General features: G+C 56.2%; 19 protein-coding genes. 9 read left to right on the forward strand and 10 right to left on the reverse strand.

Going from position 1 to position 16,540, the window contains the following annotated elements; all coding sequences use genetic code 11:
• Position 1: 1 nt before the first annotated feature.
• From mnmE to AC2FJE_RS05940, 3 genes are all read right to left on the reverse strand, one after another.
• Positions 2-1,288 (reverse strand): tRNA uridine-5-carboxymethylaminomethyl(34) synthesis GTPase MnmE, encoded by a 1,287-nt coding sequence (mnmE, locus tag AC2FJE_RS05930; RefSeq protein WP_496755507.1) that lies wholly within the window; start codon positions 1,286-1,288, stop codon positions 2-4.
• Positions 1,289-1,318: 30 nt separating this feature from the next.
• The gene (gene rho, locus AC2FJE_RS05935) at positions 1,319-2,590 is read right to left on the reverse strand and encodes a transcription termination factor Rho (protein ID WP_058275260.1); all 1,272 of its coding nucleotides are present in this window, start codon (positions 2,588-2,590) and stop codon (positions 1,319-1,321) included.
• Between the two features lie 122 nt (positions 2,591-2,712).
• Positions 2,713-3,162 carry a CopD family protein gene (locus tag AC2FJE_RS05940; protein WP_282170586.1) on the reverse strand — a complete coding sequence of 150 codons (450 nt, stop codon included), beginning with the start codon at positions 3,160-3,162 and terminating at the stop codon, positions 2,713-2,715.
• A gap of 403 nt (positions 3,163-3,565) precedes the next feature.
• Between AC2FJE_RS05940 and AC2FJE_RS05945 the strand changes: the two genes are divergently transcribed.
• The 4 genes from AC2FJE_RS05945 to dnaQ are packed head-to-tail and all read left to right on the forward strand — an operon-like array spanning position 3,566 to position 6,300.
• Positions 3,566-4,165 (forward strand): Maf family protein, encoded by a 600-nt coding sequence (locus AC2FJE_RS05945; protein WP_496697593.1) that lies wholly within the window; start codon positions 3,566-3,568, stop codon positions 4,163-4,165.
• The gene (locus tag AC2FJE_RS05950) at positions 4,162-4,995 is read left to right on the forward strand and encodes a shikimate dehydrogenase (protein WP_496760755.1); all 834 of its coding nucleotides are present in this window, start codon (positions 4,162-4,164) and stop codon (positions 4,993-4,995) included. The genes AC2FJE_RS05945 and AC2FJE_RS05950 overlap by 4 nt, the downstream gene beginning before the upstream one ends.
• Positions 4,992-5,585, forward strand: a complete 594-nt coding sequence (gene coaE / locus AC2FJE_RS05955) for a dephospho-CoA kinase (protein WP_496760756.1) — start codon at positions 4,992-4,994, stop codon at positions 5,583-5,585. The genes AC2FJE_RS05950 and coaE overlap by 4 nt, the downstream gene beginning before the upstream one ends.
• Positions 5,578-6,300 (forward strand): DNA polymerase III subunit epsilon, encoded by a 723-nt coding sequence (gene dnaQ, locus AC2FJE_RS05960; protein ID WP_496760757.1) that lies wholly within the window; start codon positions 5,578-5,580, stop codon positions 6,298-6,300. The genes coaE and dnaQ overlap by 8 nt, the downstream gene beginning before the upstream one ends.
• Positions 6,301-6,327: 27 nt before the next feature.
• Here the strand turns inward: dnaQ and secB are convergent, their stop codons facing one another.
• Together secB and AC2FJE_RS05970 are read right to left on the reverse strand one after the other, a co-directional pair.
• On the reverse strand, positions 6,328-6,825 hold the full coding sequence (secB, locus tag AC2FJE_RS05965) for a protein-export chaperone SecB (protein WP_058275145.1): 498 nt from the start codon (positions 6,823-6,825) through the stop codon (positions 6,328-6,330).
• Positions 6,826-6,879: 54 nt separating this feature from the next.
• On the reverse strand, positions 6,880-7,380 hold the full coding sequence (locus AC2FJE_RS05970) for an FxsA family protein (RefSeq protein WP_282170582.1): 501 nt from the start codon (positions 7,378-7,380) through the stop codon (positions 6,880-6,882).
• 107 nt (positions 7,381-7,487) lie between these two features.
• Between AC2FJE_RS05970 and AC2FJE_RS05975 the strand changes: the two genes are divergently transcribed.
• The 3 genes from AC2FJE_RS05975 to AC2FJE_RS05985 are packed head-to-tail and all read left to right on the forward strand — an operon-like array spanning position 7,488 to position 9,765.
• Positions 7,488-8,147 carry a Tim44/TimA family putative adaptor protein gene (locus AC2FJE_RS05975; protein WP_282119801.1) on the forward strand — a complete coding sequence of 220 codons (660 nt, stop codon included), beginning with the start codon at positions 7,488-7,490 and terminating at the stop codon, positions 8,145-8,147.
• The gene (gene mltA / locus AC2FJE_RS05980; protein WP_282119802.1) at positions 8,144-9,178 is read left to right on the forward strand and encodes a murein transglycosylase A; all 1,035 of its coding nucleotides are present in this window, start codon (positions 8,144-8,146) and stop codon (positions 9,176-9,178) included. The genes AC2FJE_RS05975 and mltA overlap by 4 nt, the downstream gene beginning before the upstream one ends.
• Positions 9,178-9,765: a Smr/MutS family protein gene (locus AC2FJE_RS05985; RefSeq protein WP_472722492.1), complete on the forward strand. Its 588-nt coding sequence runs from the start codon at positions 9,178-9,180 to the stop codon at positions 9,763-9,765. Before mltA ends, AC2FJE_RS05985 begins: the two co-directional genes overlap by 1 nt.
• On the opposite strand, the gene AC2FJE_RS05990 is transcribed toward AC2FJE_RS05985, so the two are convergent.
• The 3 genes from AC2FJE_RS05990 to hslU all read right to left on the reverse strand — a co-directional run bounded on the left by AC2FJE_RS05990 (position 9,762) and on the right by hslU (position 13,485).
• Positions 9,762-10,982, reverse strand: a complete 1,221-nt coding sequence (locus AC2FJE_RS05990) for an MFS transporter (RefSeq protein ID WP_496755510.1) — start codon at positions 10,980-10,982, stop codon at positions 9,762-9,764. The genes AC2FJE_RS05985 and AC2FJE_RS05990 overlap by 4 nt on opposite strands.
• A complete protein-coding gene (locus tag AC2FJE_RS05995; RefSeq protein WP_282119805.1) occupies positions 10,979-12,079 on the reverse strand; it encodes an alpha/beta hydrolase in 1,101 nt (366 codons plus the stop codon). The genes AC2FJE_RS05990 and AC2FJE_RS05995 overlap by 4 nt, the downstream gene beginning before the upstream one ends.
• 98 nt (positions 12,080-12,177) lie before the next feature.
• Complete coding sequence (hslU, locus tag AC2FJE_RS06000; RefSeq protein ID WP_108860507.1) at positions 12,178-13,485, reverse strand: ATP-dependent protease ATPase subunit HslU; 1,308 nt, start codon at positions 13,483-13,485, stop codon at positions 12,178-12,180.
• A 197-nt stretch (positions 13,486-13,682) separates the two neighbouring features.
• Here hslU and AC2FJE_RS06005 point away from each other — a divergent pair, with 197 nt between their 5' ends.
• Together AC2FJE_RS06005 and AC2FJE_RS06010 are read left to right on the forward strand one after the other, a co-directional pair.
• On the forward strand, positions 13,683-14,084 hold the full coding sequence (locus tag AC2FJE_RS06005; RefSeq protein WP_058279372.1) for a DM13 domain-containing protein: 402 nt from the start codon (positions 13,683-13,685) through the stop codon (positions 14,082-14,084).
• 116 nt (positions 14,085-14,200) lie between these two features.
• The gene (locus AC2FJE_RS06010; protein ID WP_058275153.1) at positions 14,201-15,442 is read left to right on the forward strand and encodes an MFS transporter; all 1,242 of its coding nucleotides are present in this window, start codon (positions 14,201-14,203) and stop codon (positions 15,440-15,442) included.
• Positions 15,443-15,461: 19 nt separating this feature from the next.
• On the opposite strand, the gene AC2FJE_RS06015 is transcribed toward AC2FJE_RS06010, so the two are convergent.
• Together AC2FJE_RS06015 and hslV are read right to left on the reverse strand one after the other, a co-directional pair.
• Positions 15,462-15,815, reverse strand: a complete 354-nt coding sequence (locus AC2FJE_RS06015) for a hypothetical protein (RefSeq protein ID WP_496755511.1) — start codon at positions 15,813-15,815, stop codon at positions 15,462-15,464.
• Entirely contained in the window at positions 15,812-16,369 is a 558-nt protein-coding gene (hslV, locus tag AC2FJE_RS06020; RefSeq protein ID WP_496755512.1) for an ATP-dependent protease subunit HslV, read from the reverse strand. Before hslV ends, AC2FJE_RS06015 begins: the two co-directional genes overlap by 4 nt.
• Positions 16,370-16,540 lie beyond the last annotated feature (171 nt).

The raw sequence follows: 16,540 nt of genomic DNA on the forward strand, positions 1-16,540 counted from the left end.
CTTACTTACCCAGGCAGAAACTCGAGAAGATCTCATCCAAAAGGTCTTCAACACCGATTCTGCCAACCAAGGTTTCTAGGGCACGGATCGCCGTGCGTAATTCTTCTGCTGCGATATCATACAAGTCTGGACCTGATTCCAGAACCGCCATAGCAGAACTCAGGGATTCTCGCGATTTGATCAAGGCAATCCGGTGCCTTTCCCGCGTCGCAATACCACTGCTTGTAGTTCGGGTACTAAGTACATCCGAAATCTGGGAAATGAGTTGATCAATACCCTGCCCGGTTTTTCCGGATATTCCACCTTCGGATGGATCTCGAAGATCAGATTTCGGCAAAACCTGTATATCGCCATTCATCATCTGAACACCCAGGTCCTTCGGGTCATCTGTCAGAAACACACGCAAATCAGCTAAATCGGCGCGCTTTCTTGCCAGTTCGATTCCCAAGCTTTCGACGTGATCCTCAGTTTCCCGCAATCCTGCGGTGTCCAGCAACGTGACCGGAAGTCCTGCAAGATCCATTCGAACCTCGATCACATCGCGAGTAGTTCCGGCATATTCCGAAGTAATCGCTGCCTCTCGCCCTGCCAAAGCATTTAGCAAGGTTGATTTACCGGCATTCGGAAGACCAACAATCGCGACTTCAAACCCTGTTCGAATGCGCTCTGCAATCTTTACGCCATCTGCTTCACGTTGCAGATCAGCCATGACACCCGTCACAAGGGATTTAACCTCGGGTGTAACATCTGTTGGAATGTCCTCATCCGCGAAATCAATGACGGCTTCCAGCAAGGATGCAGCACGTATCAGATCGCGTCGCCACCGTTCCGCCAGTACACCCAAATCACCAGCCAGAATTGTTTGCGCTTGTTTGCGCTGCGCCTCGGTTTCTGCATCAATCAGGTCGGCAAGACCTTCGACCTGCGTCAGGTCCATCTTGCCGTTTTCCAGCGCGCGTCGGGTGAACTCACCAGGCTCCGCCAGCCGCAGCCCGTCCATATCGGACAGGCACCGCATCACTGCGTTCACCGAAGCAGTGCTACCATGGATCTGCAGTTCGGCCACGTCTTCGCCGGTAAAACTGGCCGGCGCCTGAAAGGTCAGAACCAGCCCGTCATCCAACCTTGCGCCATCCGCGGCATATAACGACCGGACCCGCATACCACGGGACGGCAGCGGGCTTCCGGTTAAGCTGGCAGCTGCGGAATGCGCGTGTGGTCCCGAGAGGCGGATGACCGCCACCCCGGCTTTGCCCTGCGCGCTGGCCAAGGCGAATATCGTATCCATTCGAAGGCCTCGCGTCGTTTAAGACCTGTGTCAGGTGTTCATCGAATCGAAGAACTCACCGTTCGTCTTGGTCTGTTTCAACTTGGACAACAGGAACTCGACCGCGTCGGTTGTGCCCATCGGATTGAGGATACGACGCAAGACGAATGTCTTGGCCAGATCGCCCTTGTCGACCAGCAGATCCTCTTTCCGGGTGCCGGACTTGAGGATGTCGATGGCCGGGAACACGCGCTTATCTGCGATCTTGCGATCCAGAACGATTTCCGAGTTACCGGTGCCTTTGAATTCTTCAAAGATCACTTCGTCCATCCGGCTACCAGTGTCGATCAGCGCTGTGGCGATGATAGTCAGCGAGCCACCCTCTTCGATATTCCGCGCAGCACCAAAGAACCGCTTGGGCCGTTGCAAAGCATTCGCGTCCACACCACCGGTCAGAACTTTACCCGAAGATGGTACCACAGTGTTGAAGGCCCTACCAAGTCTTGTGATCGAGTCGAGAAGAATAACAACATCTCGTTTATGCTCGACCAAACGCTTGGCTTTTTCGATCACCATCTCAGACACGGCCACGTGGCGCGTTGCGGGTTCGTCGAAGGTTGAAGATACAACTTCCCCCTTCACCGAACGCTGCATGTCGGTCACCTCTTCGGGGCGTTCGTCGATCAGCAGAACGATCAGATAGCACTCTGGGTGGTTCTGTTCGATCGAATGCGCGATGTTCTGCAGGATCACAGTTTTACCGGTCCGCGGCGGCGCCACAATCAGCGATCGCTGGCCTTTACCGATCGGGGCCACCAGATCGATCACACGCGCCGACTTGTCCTTGATGGTGGGATCCTCGATCTCCATCTTCAGGCGTTCATCGGGATAGAGCGGCGTCAGGTTGTCAAACGCGATCTTGTGTCTGGCTTTTTCCGGTTCTTCAAAGTTGATCTTGGTGACCTTGATAAGCGCAAAGTAACGCTCATTGTCATCAGGCGCTTTGATATCCCCTTCGACCGTATCACCGGTGCGCAAGGAATGCTGGCGGATCATGTCGGGTGAGACATAGATATCATCCGGACCTGGCAAATAGTTCGCCTCGGGCGAGCGCAGAAAGCCAAAGCCGTCTTGCAGCACTTCCAGCACGCCGTCGCCGCCAACGGTCCAGCCTTCATCCGCGCGTTCGCGCAGAATCTGGAACATCATTTCGCCTTTCCGCATGGTCGAGGCGTTTTCGATCTCCAGCTCTTCGGCCATCGCCAGAAGGTCTTTGGGGCTTTTGGCCTTCAGGTCGGCCAGATTCAGGGATTCAGTGGACATGATATATACCTTCGCCGCTGACATTGCGGCACGAAGTGGAATTTCAGTACGGAAGATACGCCGCCCGGACGGGCGTGTTGATCCCTACATAAGCGCGCGGGCCGTCGGAGTCAAACAGGCCCTCAGAACTTCACAACGACCGCCAGAACGATGATAACCATCAGAACGGTGGGAACCTCGTTCATCATGCGAAACTGCCGTCCAGTGAGCTTGTTTCGGCCTTCCAGGAAATCCCTACGTCTCGCCATCAACCAATGATGGAACCAGGTCATGCCAATTACGGCAGCACCCTTGATCCAGGGCCAGGACCAATCCCACCCGACAATGCCGGGCGTGAACACCATGATCAACCCGCAAAGCCAGGCTACATACATCGCGGGTCGCATGATCACACGCAGCAGCTTCTCTTCCATCTCAAAGAAGATGGTTTCTGCGCCTTCGACCTTTTGGGCTTTCTCAACGTGATAGACGTACAGTCTGGGCAAATAGAACAAACCTGCCATCCATGAGATCACAGCCATGATGTGCAATGACTTCACCCACGGGTAAATCGTGAAAAGAAGATCGGTCATTCTGGCTCCGGACGTTGGTTGGAACCCTCCCTAATAAAAAAATAGGAAAAGAAAAAGGATGATGGTTTTGTAGGGTGAGTAAATTCCGTGGATTACTTTTTTACGCAAGTGTTTTCCCCAGGTGGATAGAATTGTGCCGCGAATGGGTGATTCTGTTGATTTTAATTTTTATGATTTAAATTCAGTGTCTTAGGCAAAAATCATTCAAATTTATCTGGGGATAACTCGTTGGGTAAGACAGGAAATCCCAGTTTTCCCGCGCAGCAAAGTTATCCTTGTCCCAAAAGGACGGTCTTCGAACGACTCAGGGAAGTTTCAGGCGAAATTCCCGGGGTTGCGTGTCAACCGGAAAACCATACAAACCATCCTAGAACGCTCAACGATTTGCTCAGGGGTTTTCCACATGTCTGTCCCCATCATCCTTGCCTCGGGGTCATCTATCCGTGCGCAGCTTTTGCGCAATGCGGGCGTGCCGTTCACGGTGGAAACCGCGCGCGTGGATGAGGATACTGCCAAACGCGCCCTGTTGGCCGAAGACGCTCCCCCTCGGGATATCGCAGACACTTTGGCCGAAATGAAGGCCCGCAAGGTTAGCGACAAGAACCCGGACGCGATGGTTCTGGGCTGTGATCAGGTGCTGGACTTCGATGGCCAGCTTTTGTCGAAACCAGAAACGCCCCAAGACGCGCTGGCGCAGTTGAAGGGAATGCGGGGCAAGCGACATATGCTGTTGTCTGCGGCCGTGATTTATCAGAACGGTGAACCGATCTGGCGCCATGTTGGTCAGGTACGTCTGCGCATGCGGATGAGTTCCGATGCCTATCTACGTGACTACATAGATCGCAACTGGGACAGCATTCGCCATGCGGTCGGGGCTTATAAGCTTGAGGAAGAAGGTGTGCGCCTTTTCGCGACCATTGACGGCGACTATTTTAATGTTTTGGGTATGCCCCTGTTGGAGTTGCTGAATTTTCTAGCTGTTAAAGGGGTGATTGATCAATGACGGATAACCAAATTCCTTTGGCCGGCGTAATTGGGCATCCGATTGGACATTCAAAATCCCCTAAACTGCATGGACATTGGCTAAAGACCTATGGGCTGCCCGGGCACTATGTCCCTATGGATGTCGCACCCGAGGATTTGGAGAGTGTTCTGCGGACCCTGCCCAAAGCCGGGTATGTCGGTGCAAATGTAACCGTCCCCCATAAAGAAGCCGCCTTGCAGATTGCGGATCACGTGTCAGATCGGGCGGCAAAGATTGGTGCGGCGAATACACTTGTCTTTCAGCCTGATGGCTCGATCCATGCAGATAACACCGACGGCTACGGATTTATGGAAAACCTGCTTGCAGGGGCGCCCGACTGGAACCCGCAGGACGGGCCAGCCGTGGTTTTCGGCGCGGGCGGTGCTGCGCGCGCCGTTTTACAGGCCCTGGTAGATGCCGGAGTGCCCGAGATTATGCTAACCAACCGCACGTGTGCCCGGGCCGACCAATTGAAAGAAGAATTTGGGCCGCGCATAACCGTGATTGATTGGGTCAAGGCCGGCAATGTGATCGAGAATGCGGAACTGGTGGTGAACACCACATCGCTGGGTATGCAGGGACAGCCCGAATTGCGGGTGCCGTTAGATGGGTTGCAGCCGGGCGCTGTGGTTACCGACCTTGTCTACGCCCCTCTGAAAACCAAACTTCTGCAAGCGGCCGAAGAGGCCGGGTGCACAACAGTCGATGGTCTGGGCATGTTGTTGCACCAGGCGGTTCCGGGCTTTGAGCGTTGGTTTGGTAAGCGACCCGAGGTAACGGATGAGTTGCGCGCCACGGTGCTGGGATGAGTTTTGCTCTTGGCCTGACAGGCTCGATCGGAATGGGCAAAAGCACCACGGCGCAAATGTTCGTGGACGAAGGCTGTGCGCTGTGGGATGCGGATGCAGCTGTGCATCGGCTGTATTCAGCGGGCGGCGCTGCGGTAGAACTGATGCGCGATGCGTTTCCTGAGGCAATTGTTGATGGCGCGGTCAGCCGGGATGCCGTGAAACAAGCCATATCCTTGGATCCGGCGGCATTGAAAGTGATCGAAAGCATCGTGCACCCTTTGGTGGCCACCGACCGGGCGGGTTTTCGGGATAGCGCCACGGCGGACATTCTGGTTTTCGACATACCCTTGTTGTTTGAAACAGGCGGCAATGCGACGATGGATGCGGTTGCTTGTGTTCAGATCCCGGCGGACGAGCAAAAGCGACGTGTGATGGAGCGCGGAACGATGACTGAGGCGCAGTTCGAACAGATCCGCGCCAAGCAGATGCCCAATGACGAAAAATGCGCGCGGTCGGACTTTGTGATCGTGACGGACACACTGGACCACGCCCGCGCACAGGTGCAGGATGTGGTCAGGCAGATACGGGCGGGGATGGCTAATGCGTGAAATTGTACTCGATACCGAAACCACGGGGTTTGATCCCGAAAGCGGTGACCGGATCGTAGAAATCGGCGCAGTCGAACTGTGGAACCATATGGCCACGGGTGAGACCTATCACGTCTACATCAACCCCGAGCGTTCGATGCCCGAAGAGGCATTTGGTGTGCACGGTATCGGTCCCGACCTGCTGGACATTCCGCGCCCCCCGGAAAAGGGTGAGGTCACGCTGAAAGACAAGCCGGTTTTTGCCAAGGTGGGTCAGGGCTTCCTTGATTTCATTCAGGATTCCAAACTGGTAATCCACAACGCATCCTTCGACATGAAATTCCTGAATGCGGAACTCAGATGGATGGGATTGCCCCAGCTGCCGATGGATCAGGCAATGGACACGTTGGCAATTGCGCGCAAACGGTTTCCCGGCTCACCCGCGTCTCTGGATGCATTGTGCCGTCGGTTCAACATCGACAATACGAACCGGGTGCTGCACGGGGCGCTGCTCGACTCGGAAATTCTGGCCGAGGTTTACCTGGAACTGATTGGCGGGCGACAGCCAGACTTTGGCCTGTCCACCAGCGCGGCTACTGCCGGTGGCGGAGGGAGCGATTGGCGGCCAACATCGCGCCCGACGCCGCTGGCGTCGAAAATCACCGCGGAAGAACGCGCGGCACATGAAACATTTGTGGAGAAGCTGGGCGAAAACGCCCTGTGGACCCGCGCCTGAGCCCCTGCCCGGCGCGGGTCGTACCGATTAGGCTTCGGTTTTTTCGGTTTCGGCCTGACGGCGCATCAGCTCGTTGCGGTACAGCGCAACAAAGTCGATATTGTCCAGGTTGACCGGCGGGAAACCACCGTCACGGGTGATGTCGCTGACAATGCGGCGCAGGAACGGGAACAGCATGCGCGGGCATTCGATCATCAGGAATGGGTGCAACTGGTCTTCTGCCACGCCTTCGATGTGGAACAGGCCGCAATAATCAAGTTCGCACAGGAACAGAACGTCTTCCATGCCCTTAGCTTTGGAGGTCAGGTTCAGTTTGACGGCAACTTCGTACTGATGCTCGGTCGGGCGCTTTTTGGCGTCCAGGTTCACCTGAACGGCAATCTCGGGCTGAACGTCACCAGACACGCCTTTTTGCGCCATCACGTTTTCAAAAGACATATCGCGAATGAACTGTCCCAGAACGCGCATCTGGATCTGAGGGGCGGTCTGTGCCGCGGTGTTTTCTGCAGGGCTTTCGTCAGCCATGGATCTACTCCGAAAATGAAATTTGCCACTGCTTAGCAAGTTGGGCGCGGCACCTCAATGCTGGGGTGGACCTTCGACCCATTTGGATGGCTTTGAGGGGTTCTGACGCGGGCGAACTTCGGTAAAATCTCCGTCGATCACGTCATCCTGATCAAACGGGGTGGGACCAGTGCGGAACTGCGCGCCGGTGCCCATCTGGAACTGTGTGATGGTCGCCTTGGATTTCAGGTATTTGAATACGGCCACCCGAATACCCGGAACAAGCAGTGCAAAGCCAACGGCATCGGTGAAAAATCCCGGCGTCAGCAGCAAAACACCAGACAGCAAGATCATCGCGCCATGGGCCAAAGGCTCGGTCGGGTCATCCAGTTCAGAAAAGGATCGCTGCAAATTGACCAGTGCCATGCGACCTTGTGTCCTGACCATAAAGGTGCCGATAACGGCCGTCAGAACGACGATCGCCAGCGTAGGCCACAGGCCAATCAGGCCGCCGACCTGTATGAACAGGGCGATCTCGATGATCGGCACCAACAAAAATGCCAAGAACAGGTACATCTGCGTTATCCTTTCCCTTAGGCCGGGCTGTGGACTTGCCACGATCTGTCACCTACATAGTGGCATGAGGCCGCGTATACAAAGTCGCGGTCTGAAAAGAGGATGAAATGAACGAACCGATGATCCAGTTGCTGGTCCTGGCCGGAATTGCCGTTTTCCTGATCCTGCGCCTGAAAAGCGTGCTGGGTACACGTGAGGGTTTTGAGAAACCCCCTGTTCAACAGCAACCCGAGGCGGACAAGTCGCGTCGCGGCTTCGAGGTGATCGAAGGCGGGCCGGATCATGACATCACAGACCATGTCGCCGAAGACAGCGAACAGGCGAAAACGCTGGCCGCGATGAAGCGGGTCGAGCCCGAATTCTCTGTTGGTGAATTCGTGCAGGGTGCCCGCGGAGCCTATGAGATGATCGTCATGGGGTTCGAAAAGGGCAATCTGGATGAAATCCAGCCCTTCCTGTCCGAAGAGGTGTTTGACACATTCGTTTCAGTCGTGGCGGCCCGCGAAGATCAGGGTCTGACCATCGAGGCTGAGTTTGTCGGCGTGCGCGAAACCGCGCTGGCGGATGCGACCTTCGACAAAGACACAAACCAGGCGGAAATCACCATGCGGTTTGTGGGTGAGCTGACCTCGGTCGTGCGTGATCGTGGCGGTGATATCATCGAAGGCAACCCAAACACTATTAAACGCCAAAAGGACAGCTGGACCTTTGCCCGTGTCATGGGCGCTGATGATCCAAACTGGCTGCTTGTTGCCACGGACGCATGATTGGCGCGCTCCGGTCGCTATTTCTGGTGGCAGTTATGACCACTGCCGCCAGCGCTGAACCGACGCGATCAATTCTTTCCTTTGACGATCTGGATGGATGGGCTGCCGACGATCACGGGGCGGCCCTTTCGGTATTTCTGAACACCTGCGGCGATCTGGACGATCCGGATTGGCAGGCATTGTGTCGCGTTGCCCGAACCTACGACGCAGACGCGGCGCGGTCGTTTTTTGAGCTGTTCTTTCGTCCAGTTCTGGTCGAGGACGGAGAAGAGGCCCTGTTCACCGGTTATTTCGAACCTGAACTAGACGGGTCCAAAACCCGGACCGACCGGTTCAAATACCCGATCTACAAAATGCCGCCGGAGGCGCGGGCCGAAGGGCTTTGGCTCAGCCGCCGTGAAATCCTGACGGGCGACGCGATGCAGGGCCGCGGCCTTGAGATCGCCTGGGTGGATGACCCGGTCGAGTTGTTCTTTCTGCAAATCCAGGGCTCGGGACGTGTGCGCCTTCCAGACGGCAGTGCCTTGCGCGTCGGCTATGGCGGCGCGAACGGTCACCCCTATCGTTCCATCGGGACCGAGCTGATTCGTCAGGGTGCGCTGGGTGCGCATGAGGTTAGTGCTCAGATGATCCGCGCATGGGTCCGCAAAAATCCCGAAGCAGGGGCCGAGTTGCTGTTTCACAACCCTTCTTACGTGTTCTTCCGCGAGGTCTCGCGCGTTGCGCCCGAGCTTGGGCCGTTGGGTGCCATGAACCGGTCGGTCACCACGATGCGCAGTATTGCAGCTGATCCGGCTCATACGCCGCTGGGTGCCCCTGTTTGGGTGGAAAAGGACGGCAAGACCCCGTTGCGAAGGTTGATGATTGCGCAGGACACCGGTGCCGCGATCAAAGGGGCGCAGCGCGCGGATATCTTCTTTGGCACGGGGGACGAGGCGGGAAAGGCTGCCGGGCGCCTCAGGGATCCGGGGCGGATGGTGTTGCTGCTGCCGATCCAGCGGGCCTATGCCCTGTTGCCGGATGAATTCTGATGTCCCGACGCAAATTGACGGCAGACGAGGTCGAGCTGTGGCGCAAGGTTGCCAAACAGGCTGAGCGGCTGCATCCCGAAATTCCACAATCGGTCCACCCGGTCACACTGCCCAAACCCAAGCCGAACAAACCCCCAAAACCCCGGTTTGAGGCATTCGAGGTCGGACAAAACGCGCCCGGTAAACCCGTGCGAAATGCGTTAAAGCCCTCGATCAGTGAAAATTTGCGTACCAGCCCGGTGCAAATGGACACCAAGGCATTTGGCCGTATGAAACGCGGCAAGATCAAGCCTGAAGGAAAACTGGACTTGCATGGCATGCGCATGGACACCGCGTATCCGGCGCTGACCCGGTTTATTCTGACGGCCCAGGCGTCAGGTAAGCGCCTTGTTCTGGTTGTCACCGGAAAGGGCAAGGACAGGGATGAACCCGGCCCAATCCCAACTCCACGCGGCGTATTGCGCAATCAGGTGCCGCAGTGGTTGGCCTTGCCGCCGCTTGCACAGGCGGTTCTGCAGGTGACCCCGGCCCATATCAGCCACGGTGGGGAAGGGGCCTATTACGTCTATCTGCGCCGGACGCGTTAAAGCGTGCGCACAGCGCGCGTAATTCCGATTTTAGCCGACAGGCATACAAGAATGAAAACACCGCCGATCCACAGGAACTGTGTGCTCAGCGGTATACCGGCGTCGATCAATATCCCGGTAAGGCCGGGGCCGATTGCTGATCCTAAAACCATAACTGCTGTGGCCATCGCCTTGATCGCCCCGATGTGCCTGGTGCCGTAGAATTCAGCCCAAAAGGCGCTTGGTAGCGTGTTGTTTGCTCCAACCGTCAGGCCCAGAAAGATCATTGCAATCAGGGCCCCGCCGATCGAGTTTGTCATTCCTGCGATCACAAAACCAATTGCGATCGGGATTTGGTAAAAAGGCATCAGCCTCGCGGTGCCCCATTTGTCCAGCGCCCAGCCAGCCGCAAACATCCCAATCAAGGATACGCCGGTGAAAACCGGAAACAGGGCGACCAGTTCGATATGCTGCCAGCCCTTGACTTGGGCAAGATGCACCTGATGAAAGAAAAACGCGGTGATAAAGGCCGATGGGGCCAGTATAGTCGGGGCCATGAACCAGAACAGCGGATGAAACAACGCGTCTTTCCGGGTCCAATGGCGGCCCTGCATCCCTGTCGCTGAATAGGCATCCGCCAGACTCTGCGGCGTGCGCTCCTGACGCAAAAGCCGTGTCAGAACGGGTATCCCCATCAGGACGAACACTGCGGACAGCACCCACAGCCATCGCCAGTCCAGAAACGCCATCGCAGCCACAAATGCCAGCGGCAGCAGTGCTTCACCAATCGCGTAGCCGACCGATGCAATCGACAAGGCTTTGCCACGTGTAACGATGAACCATCGCGCCATGGCGACCTGTGCCAGATGGACACTCATCCCCTGTCCGAACAGGCGCAATAAAAAGACCACCAGCGGCAACAGGACAAGCCAGCTGTTCACAGCCATGGCAACTGCCGCCACGGCCAGACCGGCCAGAACGGCGGGCCCCAATACGCGGACGCGGAAAGCATCTGTCAGCCCGCCAGCCCAGATCATAACGATGGCCGAAACGGTGGTGCCCAAAGAGTAAAGACCGCCCCACGCGCCGTGCCCAAGACCAAATTCGGCGCGGATGTTTCCAGCGAAGATCGAGATGAAGAAGGTCTGCCCAAAGCTGGACAGAAAGGTCAGCAAAACCCCGGCGCCAAGCCAAGCCGCATTGTCCTGCAGGTACTGACGCAGGCTGAACCGCGTCACGGGGTAGTGACCTGAGCCTGCCCTGTTTCGGTCAGAACGATTTCCGTGGCGCCGTCTGGATTACGCTCGCTGGGCGGCACCAGTATATCGATGCCTGGCCTGTCTTCGCGACCAAAGGTATTATTGACGCGTCGCAACGAACTGAGAATTGACAAGAGTGCCGGAGAAGTGGCGGCAACGAAATGCGAAGACTCGGCGTCTTTGTTGAACGCAGTTGTATCAATCACGTTTATCGGGAACTCTTCGAGTGCTTCCAGCGAACTGATCCTGCCCAATCTCTCGCCCTCATCCGTTCCGCGAAGGCGAGCGGAGATATTCAAAATTTTGTCTTTTTGCGAAACCATAACCAGGAAAGGATCTGGTGGGTTCTTAATACGCTTCATCTGCGACCGAAACACGTCGACATCCAGATCAGGGGAAATCAAGATGACCCCTTCGATGTTCCTGTTGGCCCAGCCCGGTTCTTGTAGTTCAGCCTGTCGCATCATCTCCATTGACAGGGCACCACCCATTGAATGCGCGACCAGAATAATGCGTTTGACACCCATTGATTTCAGGTTTCGGATCGTCTGCTCCAACCCGTCTCGTGCGAACAACATACTGTCGAGATCGTAGGCATATCCATACCCTGTCGCGCGGCTAGGCCAGGAGTAAACCAGCGTGGAGCCGGGAAGACCAATGTCATGGGTCAGCTGGGCTGCGCGGAAAATCGTCTCGGTTTGGGTCGAGTTGTAGCCGTGTACAAAAATCGTAACATCGTCTTCGCCGCGCAAATGTTCGCGTAAACCCTTTGGCCCGCCCAGTTCGGTAACATTTGTAAGAACAAATTCTTTTTTCGGGTTCGGATTCGCATAAGAGAATTTCAATGTTCCTGGTGTGTGTGATGGCGGGATCGACACTGTTGTTTCCAAAAACTTCAGCGCTTCCCCACGCTTGAATCCATAAGTTCCATCTGCTTCACGCGCTCGCGTCGTGGCTGCGAATATCTTTTCAGGCGTTCCGACAGTTACGGCCGATGGAACAATCTCGGTTACTGTCCGATCGACACAGGCACTTAGCGGCAGGGATGTAATCAGAATTATTAAATAGCGCAGCACTGGTCAGCCCTCTGGGTGAATTGCGACTACGCTATCTCATTCTGGCCCGGCGTCCAGCGGCACAACGCTGCCAAAGCGGCAAAAACCGGCTGGCGATGTTACAGAACGTAACGGCTGAGGTCAGTGGATTTGGTCAATTCGCCCAGATTGTCGTCCACGAATTGGGCATCAACTGTGATCGAGATTCCGGCCTGATCGGGCGCGGTAAAGGACAGTTCTTCGAACACGCGCTCCATCACCGTGTACAAACGACGCGCACCGATGTTTTCGACGCTTTGGTTCACATCAGCTGCGATACGCGCAAGGGCCGCGATTCCGTCATCGGTAAAGCTGACCGTGACCTCTTCGGTGCCCATCAAAGCGGTGTATTGACGGGTCAGCGCGTTGTCGGTTTCTGTCAGGATGCGCACGAAATCTTCTTCGGTCAGCGCGCGCAATTCCACGCGGATCGGTAGGCGGCCCTGCAGTTCCGGCAGCAGGTCCGACGGTTTGGCGATATGGAACGCACCCGACGCGATGAACAGGATATGGTCGGTTTTGACCGGGCCGTGCTTGGTGGATACTGTCGTGCCTTCGATCAAAGGCAACAGGTCGCGCTGTACCCCTTCGCGGCTGACATCGCCGCCCCGCGCGTCAGTGCGGGCACAGACCTTGTCGATCTCATCCAGGAACACGATGCCGTTCTGTTCAACGGATTCCAGCGCGATGCGGTTAACGATCTCATCATCCAACAGCTTGTCGGCCTCTTCCCCGATCAGCGCTTCATAGCTTTCCGAGACGGTCATTTTGCGTTTCACGGTACGCCCGCCAAAGGCCTTGCCGAAGATATCGCCCAGATTCATCATCCCCATCTGGCTACCGGGCTGGCCGGGAATATCGAACATTGGCATCGGGTTCGACGAGTCGGACAGCTCCAGCTCGATCTCCGTATCATCCAGCTCGCCCGCTTTCAGCTTTTTGCGGAACATCTCGCGTGTGCCTTCGCGGGCATCGGTGCCTGCAATGGCCTCGATCACGCGGTCTTCGGCGGCTTGATGCGCCTTGGCTTTGACATCCTCGCGCATATATTCGCGGGTTTGCAGGATCGCGGCGTCCGCCAGATCGCGCACGATCTGTTCCACGTCACGACCGACATAACCCACTTCGGTAAACTTGGTGGCTTCGACCTTGATAAAGGGCGCGCGGGCCAGTTTCGCCAGGCGGCGGCTGATCTCGGTCTTGCCGACACCGGTGGGGCCGATCATCAGGATGTTTTTCGGATAGACCTCGTCCCGGATGTCGTCGGCCAACTGCTTGCGCCGCCAGCGGTTGCGCAACGCAACGGCCACCGCGCGTTTGGCATCCTTTTGCCCGATGATGAAACGGTCCAGTTCCGAGACGATCTCGCGCGGGGTCAGGTCGGTCATGTGAGTTCTATCCAATTGTTTCGCACCGGAACCTAATCATAAGCCACAAAAACACAAGCTGATCACGAAAAACTCACGCCAACACACGGTCTGCACACGGAAAATCGTGGTGATGTGAATCGCCAGACAGAAAATAGCTGCGCATAGTCTGCGTCGACGGGCAAGTTCGCCTGCACTTTGAAATGGAGACCCACATCATGATGACTCGTCGTTCGCTCTTTTTGAATGCCGCTGCAACGGGCGCCGCTCTGACTCTGGCCAGTGCCAATGTCGCTGCCGCCGGCGGTGCCAAGAAAAAGGGCACATTCGAGGGCCGCTCGAAACATATCACCACCGGTTCGGTCAAAGTGGTCAAAGACGGTGAGCGCTATATCGTTGAGCTGGGTGATGACTTTTCGCTGGATAACGGTCCGGACCCGCGCGTGGCCTTCGGCAAAGACGGCACCTATGACCCGAACTCGAAACTGGGGGCGTTGCTGAACCTGAAAGGCAAGCAGTCTTATGCGGTACCGCCGACCATGGATATCTCGGGCTATAACGAAGTTTACATCTGGTGTGACGTTGCCGGCGTTCCGCTGGGCGTTGCAGCGCTTTCGTAACCCAACGACGAATTGCGCCCGGAGGCCGGTAAATTACCGGCCTCTGACAAGGCGTTAGGTGCCATTGCGCCTGTCTGTTACACTCACCTTAAGGAACTAGTTCCAAGGTGTGTATCATGACGAAGATTGCCAAGATTACGTTGTTGTTCGTGGTATTTGTAGATCTGATCGGACAAGGGCTGGTCTTTCCCATCATCAACTCTTTGATCATGGAAACAAAATCCGGGTTCCTGCCGGAAAGCACATCTATGGGCCAGCGCCATTTCTACTATGGGTTGGTGATCGGGTGTTTCTTTCTGTCGTGGTTTTTGGGTGTGGTCTATGTCTCGAAAGTGTCGGACTCCATCGGGCGTAAGAATGCTTTGTTGGTGTGTTTAGGTGGGGCGCTGGCCGGTTATGCCATCACCATCACGGCACTTTACCTTAACAGTTTGCTTCTGCTGATCGTTGGTCGGTCGATCACCGGCTTTACGGCGGGTAATCAGCCCATTGCACAAGCGGCGATGATTGACGGCAGCACCGATGCCGCCGACCGCGACCGAAACATGGGGTATATCATCACCGGCGTCAGCTTTGGTCTGGTCGGCGGCCCGATTATCGGGGCTGTTCTGTCCGATGCAGCGATACTGGGCAGCTATGCCACGCTCAAGATGCCGTTCTACGGCGCGTTTGTTCTGGTGATGATCGCCATCTTCCTGGTGAGTTTTTTCTTCAAGGACACCCGCACCGAGCGCGCGGCATTTGTCTTTCGCCCACGCGATATCACCGACAGTCTGATCGCGGTACGTGAACACCCGTTGGTTCTGAAAATCCTGCCCGTCTATGCGCTGTTCATGATTGCCAATGTCACGTTCTACGTATTCGTCGATAATTTCCTGACCAGTGCATGGGGCTACGGCGTCATCGGTGGCAGCATGGCTATGGTGGTCATCGGTTTTGCCTTGGCGTTTTCCAGCACATTCCTCGTGAAACCAGCGCAAGAGAGGTTCAGCAAGCATTCCATCATCCATACCTCATTGGTGGTGATGGTGATCTGCGGCTTTGGCTTCGCCTTCAGCCCCAGCGGCGTACTGAGCTATGTTCCGGTCTTCTTCTTCTATTTCTTCTTTGGCGTCGCCTACCCGACCCTGCTGGGTCTGTTTTCGTCCAGCGTTGGCGAAGCGGATCAAGGTTGGGTCATGGGCGTTACGACGGCGGTCTTCTGTCTTGCCGGCGGTGTCATGTCCCTGGTCGGCGGCGGATTGATGAGTATCGACATCCGCCTGCCCTATTACATCGTCATAGCAACCGCCCTGCTTGGGCTGGTCGGTATGTACCGGCGTTGGAAGGGAAAAGAAATCTCGGCGCTGTTGGCCTAAGCTTCATAATGTAGAGCCATCAAGGCTGATCTTCTTCGAGCTCTTCTTCTTCCAGATTGCGCACGTCTTCCTTTAGCGGCGCTCTGTCAATCAGGACCCAACCCTCTTTTTTGGACTTCCTCAGGATCGTTCCGCGTGCACCAAGTTCAATCAACAGCGATCGGGTGTCATCCTCGGTGCAACCGATAGTGCGGCTGAGTCGTTCTAGAGATTTGAACTTGAATTTGGGGTCCAAGAGCATGGACTTCAGGAGCTCTTTACGAGGTTCCTTCCAGTCTTTTTGGTGTTTCCACGACCTATACTCTTCAAAAATGATCGGCCCCAATATCCCGCCAATAACACCGCCGAATATTGCGGCCAGAACCTCGCTCATGATGTGATCGTTTCAACCGTCAGATTGCCATTGGTATAGACGCAGATGTCAGCGGCAATCGCCATAGCTTCACGCGCGACCTCTTCGGCGGGTTTATCGCTGCCCATCATCGCGCGTGCTGCGGCCAGGGCAAAGTTCCCGCCCGATCCGATGGCCGCCACGTTGTGTTCAGGCTCCAACACATCCCCAGCCCCAGTGATGACCAACAGGTCTTTGCCGTCAGTGACGATCAGCATTGCCTCAAGCTTTTGCAGGTACTTGTCGGTGCGCCAGTCCTTGGCCAGCTCGACCGAGGCACGGGCCAGTTGACCGGGTGTTGCTTCCAGTTTTGCCTCAAGCCGTTCCAGCAGGGTAAACGCATCTGCGGTTGATCCCGCAAACCCGGCGACAACTTCAAATCCGCCCGGCGACAGACGACGCACTTTGCGCGCAGTGCCTTTGATCACGGTCTGGCCCAGGCTGACCTGTCCGTCCCCGGCAATAACGACTTGCCCGTCTTTTTTGACACCAATGATCGTGGTCCCGTGCCATCCGGGAAAATCGCTGTCCGCCATGAAAGCCTCCGTGTTCTCAGTCGCTATATATGGGCCGGGCGCGGGATCGGCGCAACCCGTTGCACAACTGCCCAAAAGATATGCACAAAACGCAAACCGGGGTTACCAGACCAGCAATTGTGAGTCCCCGCCCGTGGGACTACATGAGGCTCACAACCGACAACGGGTCGG

This window comes from Ruegeria sp. CDSC002, from assembly GCF_059610905.1.

Bases quoted from the DNA above. Each gene is read 5' to 3' on its own strand.
- AC2FJE_RS06015 (WP_496755511.1), bottom strand. From the start codon at position 15,815: ATGAGCGAGGTTCTGGCCGCAATATTCGGCGGTGTTATTGGCGGGATA.
- mnmE (WP_496755507.1), bottom strand. From the start codon at position 1,288: ATGGATACGATATTCGCCTTGGCCAGCGCGCAGGGCAAAGCCGGGGTG.
- AC2FJE_RS05940 (WP_282170586.1), bottom strand. From the start codon at position 3,162: ATGACCGATCTTCTTTTCACGATTTACCCGTGGGTGAAGTCATTGCAC.
- mltA (WP_282119802.1), top strand. From the start codon at position 8,144: ATGATTGGCGCGCTCCGGTCGCTATTTCTGGTGGCAGTTATGACCACT.
- dnaQ (WP_496760757.1), top strand. From the start codon at position 5,578: ATGCGTGAAATTGTACTCGATACCGAAACCACGGGGTTTGATCCCGAA.
- AC2FJE_RS05945 (WP_496697593.1), top strand. From the start codon at position 3,566: ATGTCTGTCCCCATCATCCTTGCCTCGGGGTCATCTATCCGTGCGCAG.
- AC2FJE_RS05970 (WP_282170582.1), bottom strand. From the start codon at position 7,380: ATGTACCTGTTCTTGGCATTTTTGTTGGTGCCGATCATCGAGATCGCC.
- hslU (WP_108860507.1), bottom strand. From the start codon at position 13,485: ATGACCGACCTGACCCCGCGCGAGATCGTCTCGGAACTGGACCGTTTC.
- secB (WP_058275145.1), bottom strand. From the start codon at position 6,825: ATGGCTGACGAAAGCCCTGCAGAAAACACCGCGGCACAGACCGCCCCT.
- hslV (WP_496755512.1), bottom strand. From the start codon at position 16,369: ATGGCGGACAGCGATTTTCCCGGATGGCACGGGACCACGATCATTGGT.
- AC2FJE_RS05985 (WP_472722492.1), top strand. From the start codon at position 9,178: ATGTCCCGACGCAAATTGACGGCAGACGAGGTCGAGCTGTGGCGCAAG.
- AC2FJE_RS06005 (WP_058279372.1), top strand. From the start codon at position 13,683: ATGATGACTCGTCGTTCGCTCTTTTTGAATGCCGCTGCAACGGGCGCC.
- coaE (WP_496760756.1), top strand. From the start codon at position 4,992: ATGAGTTTTGCTCTTGGCCTGACAGGCTCGATCGGAATGGGCAAAAGC.
- rho (WP_058275260.1), bottom strand. From the start codon at position 2,590: ATGTCCACTGAATCCCTGAATCTGGCCGACCTGAAGGCCAAAAGCCCC.
- AC2FJE_RS05975 (WP_282119801.1), top strand. From the start codon at position 7,488: ATGAACGAACCGATGATCCAGTTGCTGGTCCTGGCCGGAATTGCCGTT.
- AC2FJE_RS05950 (WP_496760755.1), top strand. From the start codon at position 4,162: ATGACGGATAACCAAATTCCTTTGGCCGGCGTAATTGGGCATCCGATT.
- AC2FJE_RS06010 (WP_058275153.1), top strand. From the start codon at position 14,201: ATGACGAAGATTGCCAAGATTACGTTGTTGTTCGTGGTATTTGTAGAT.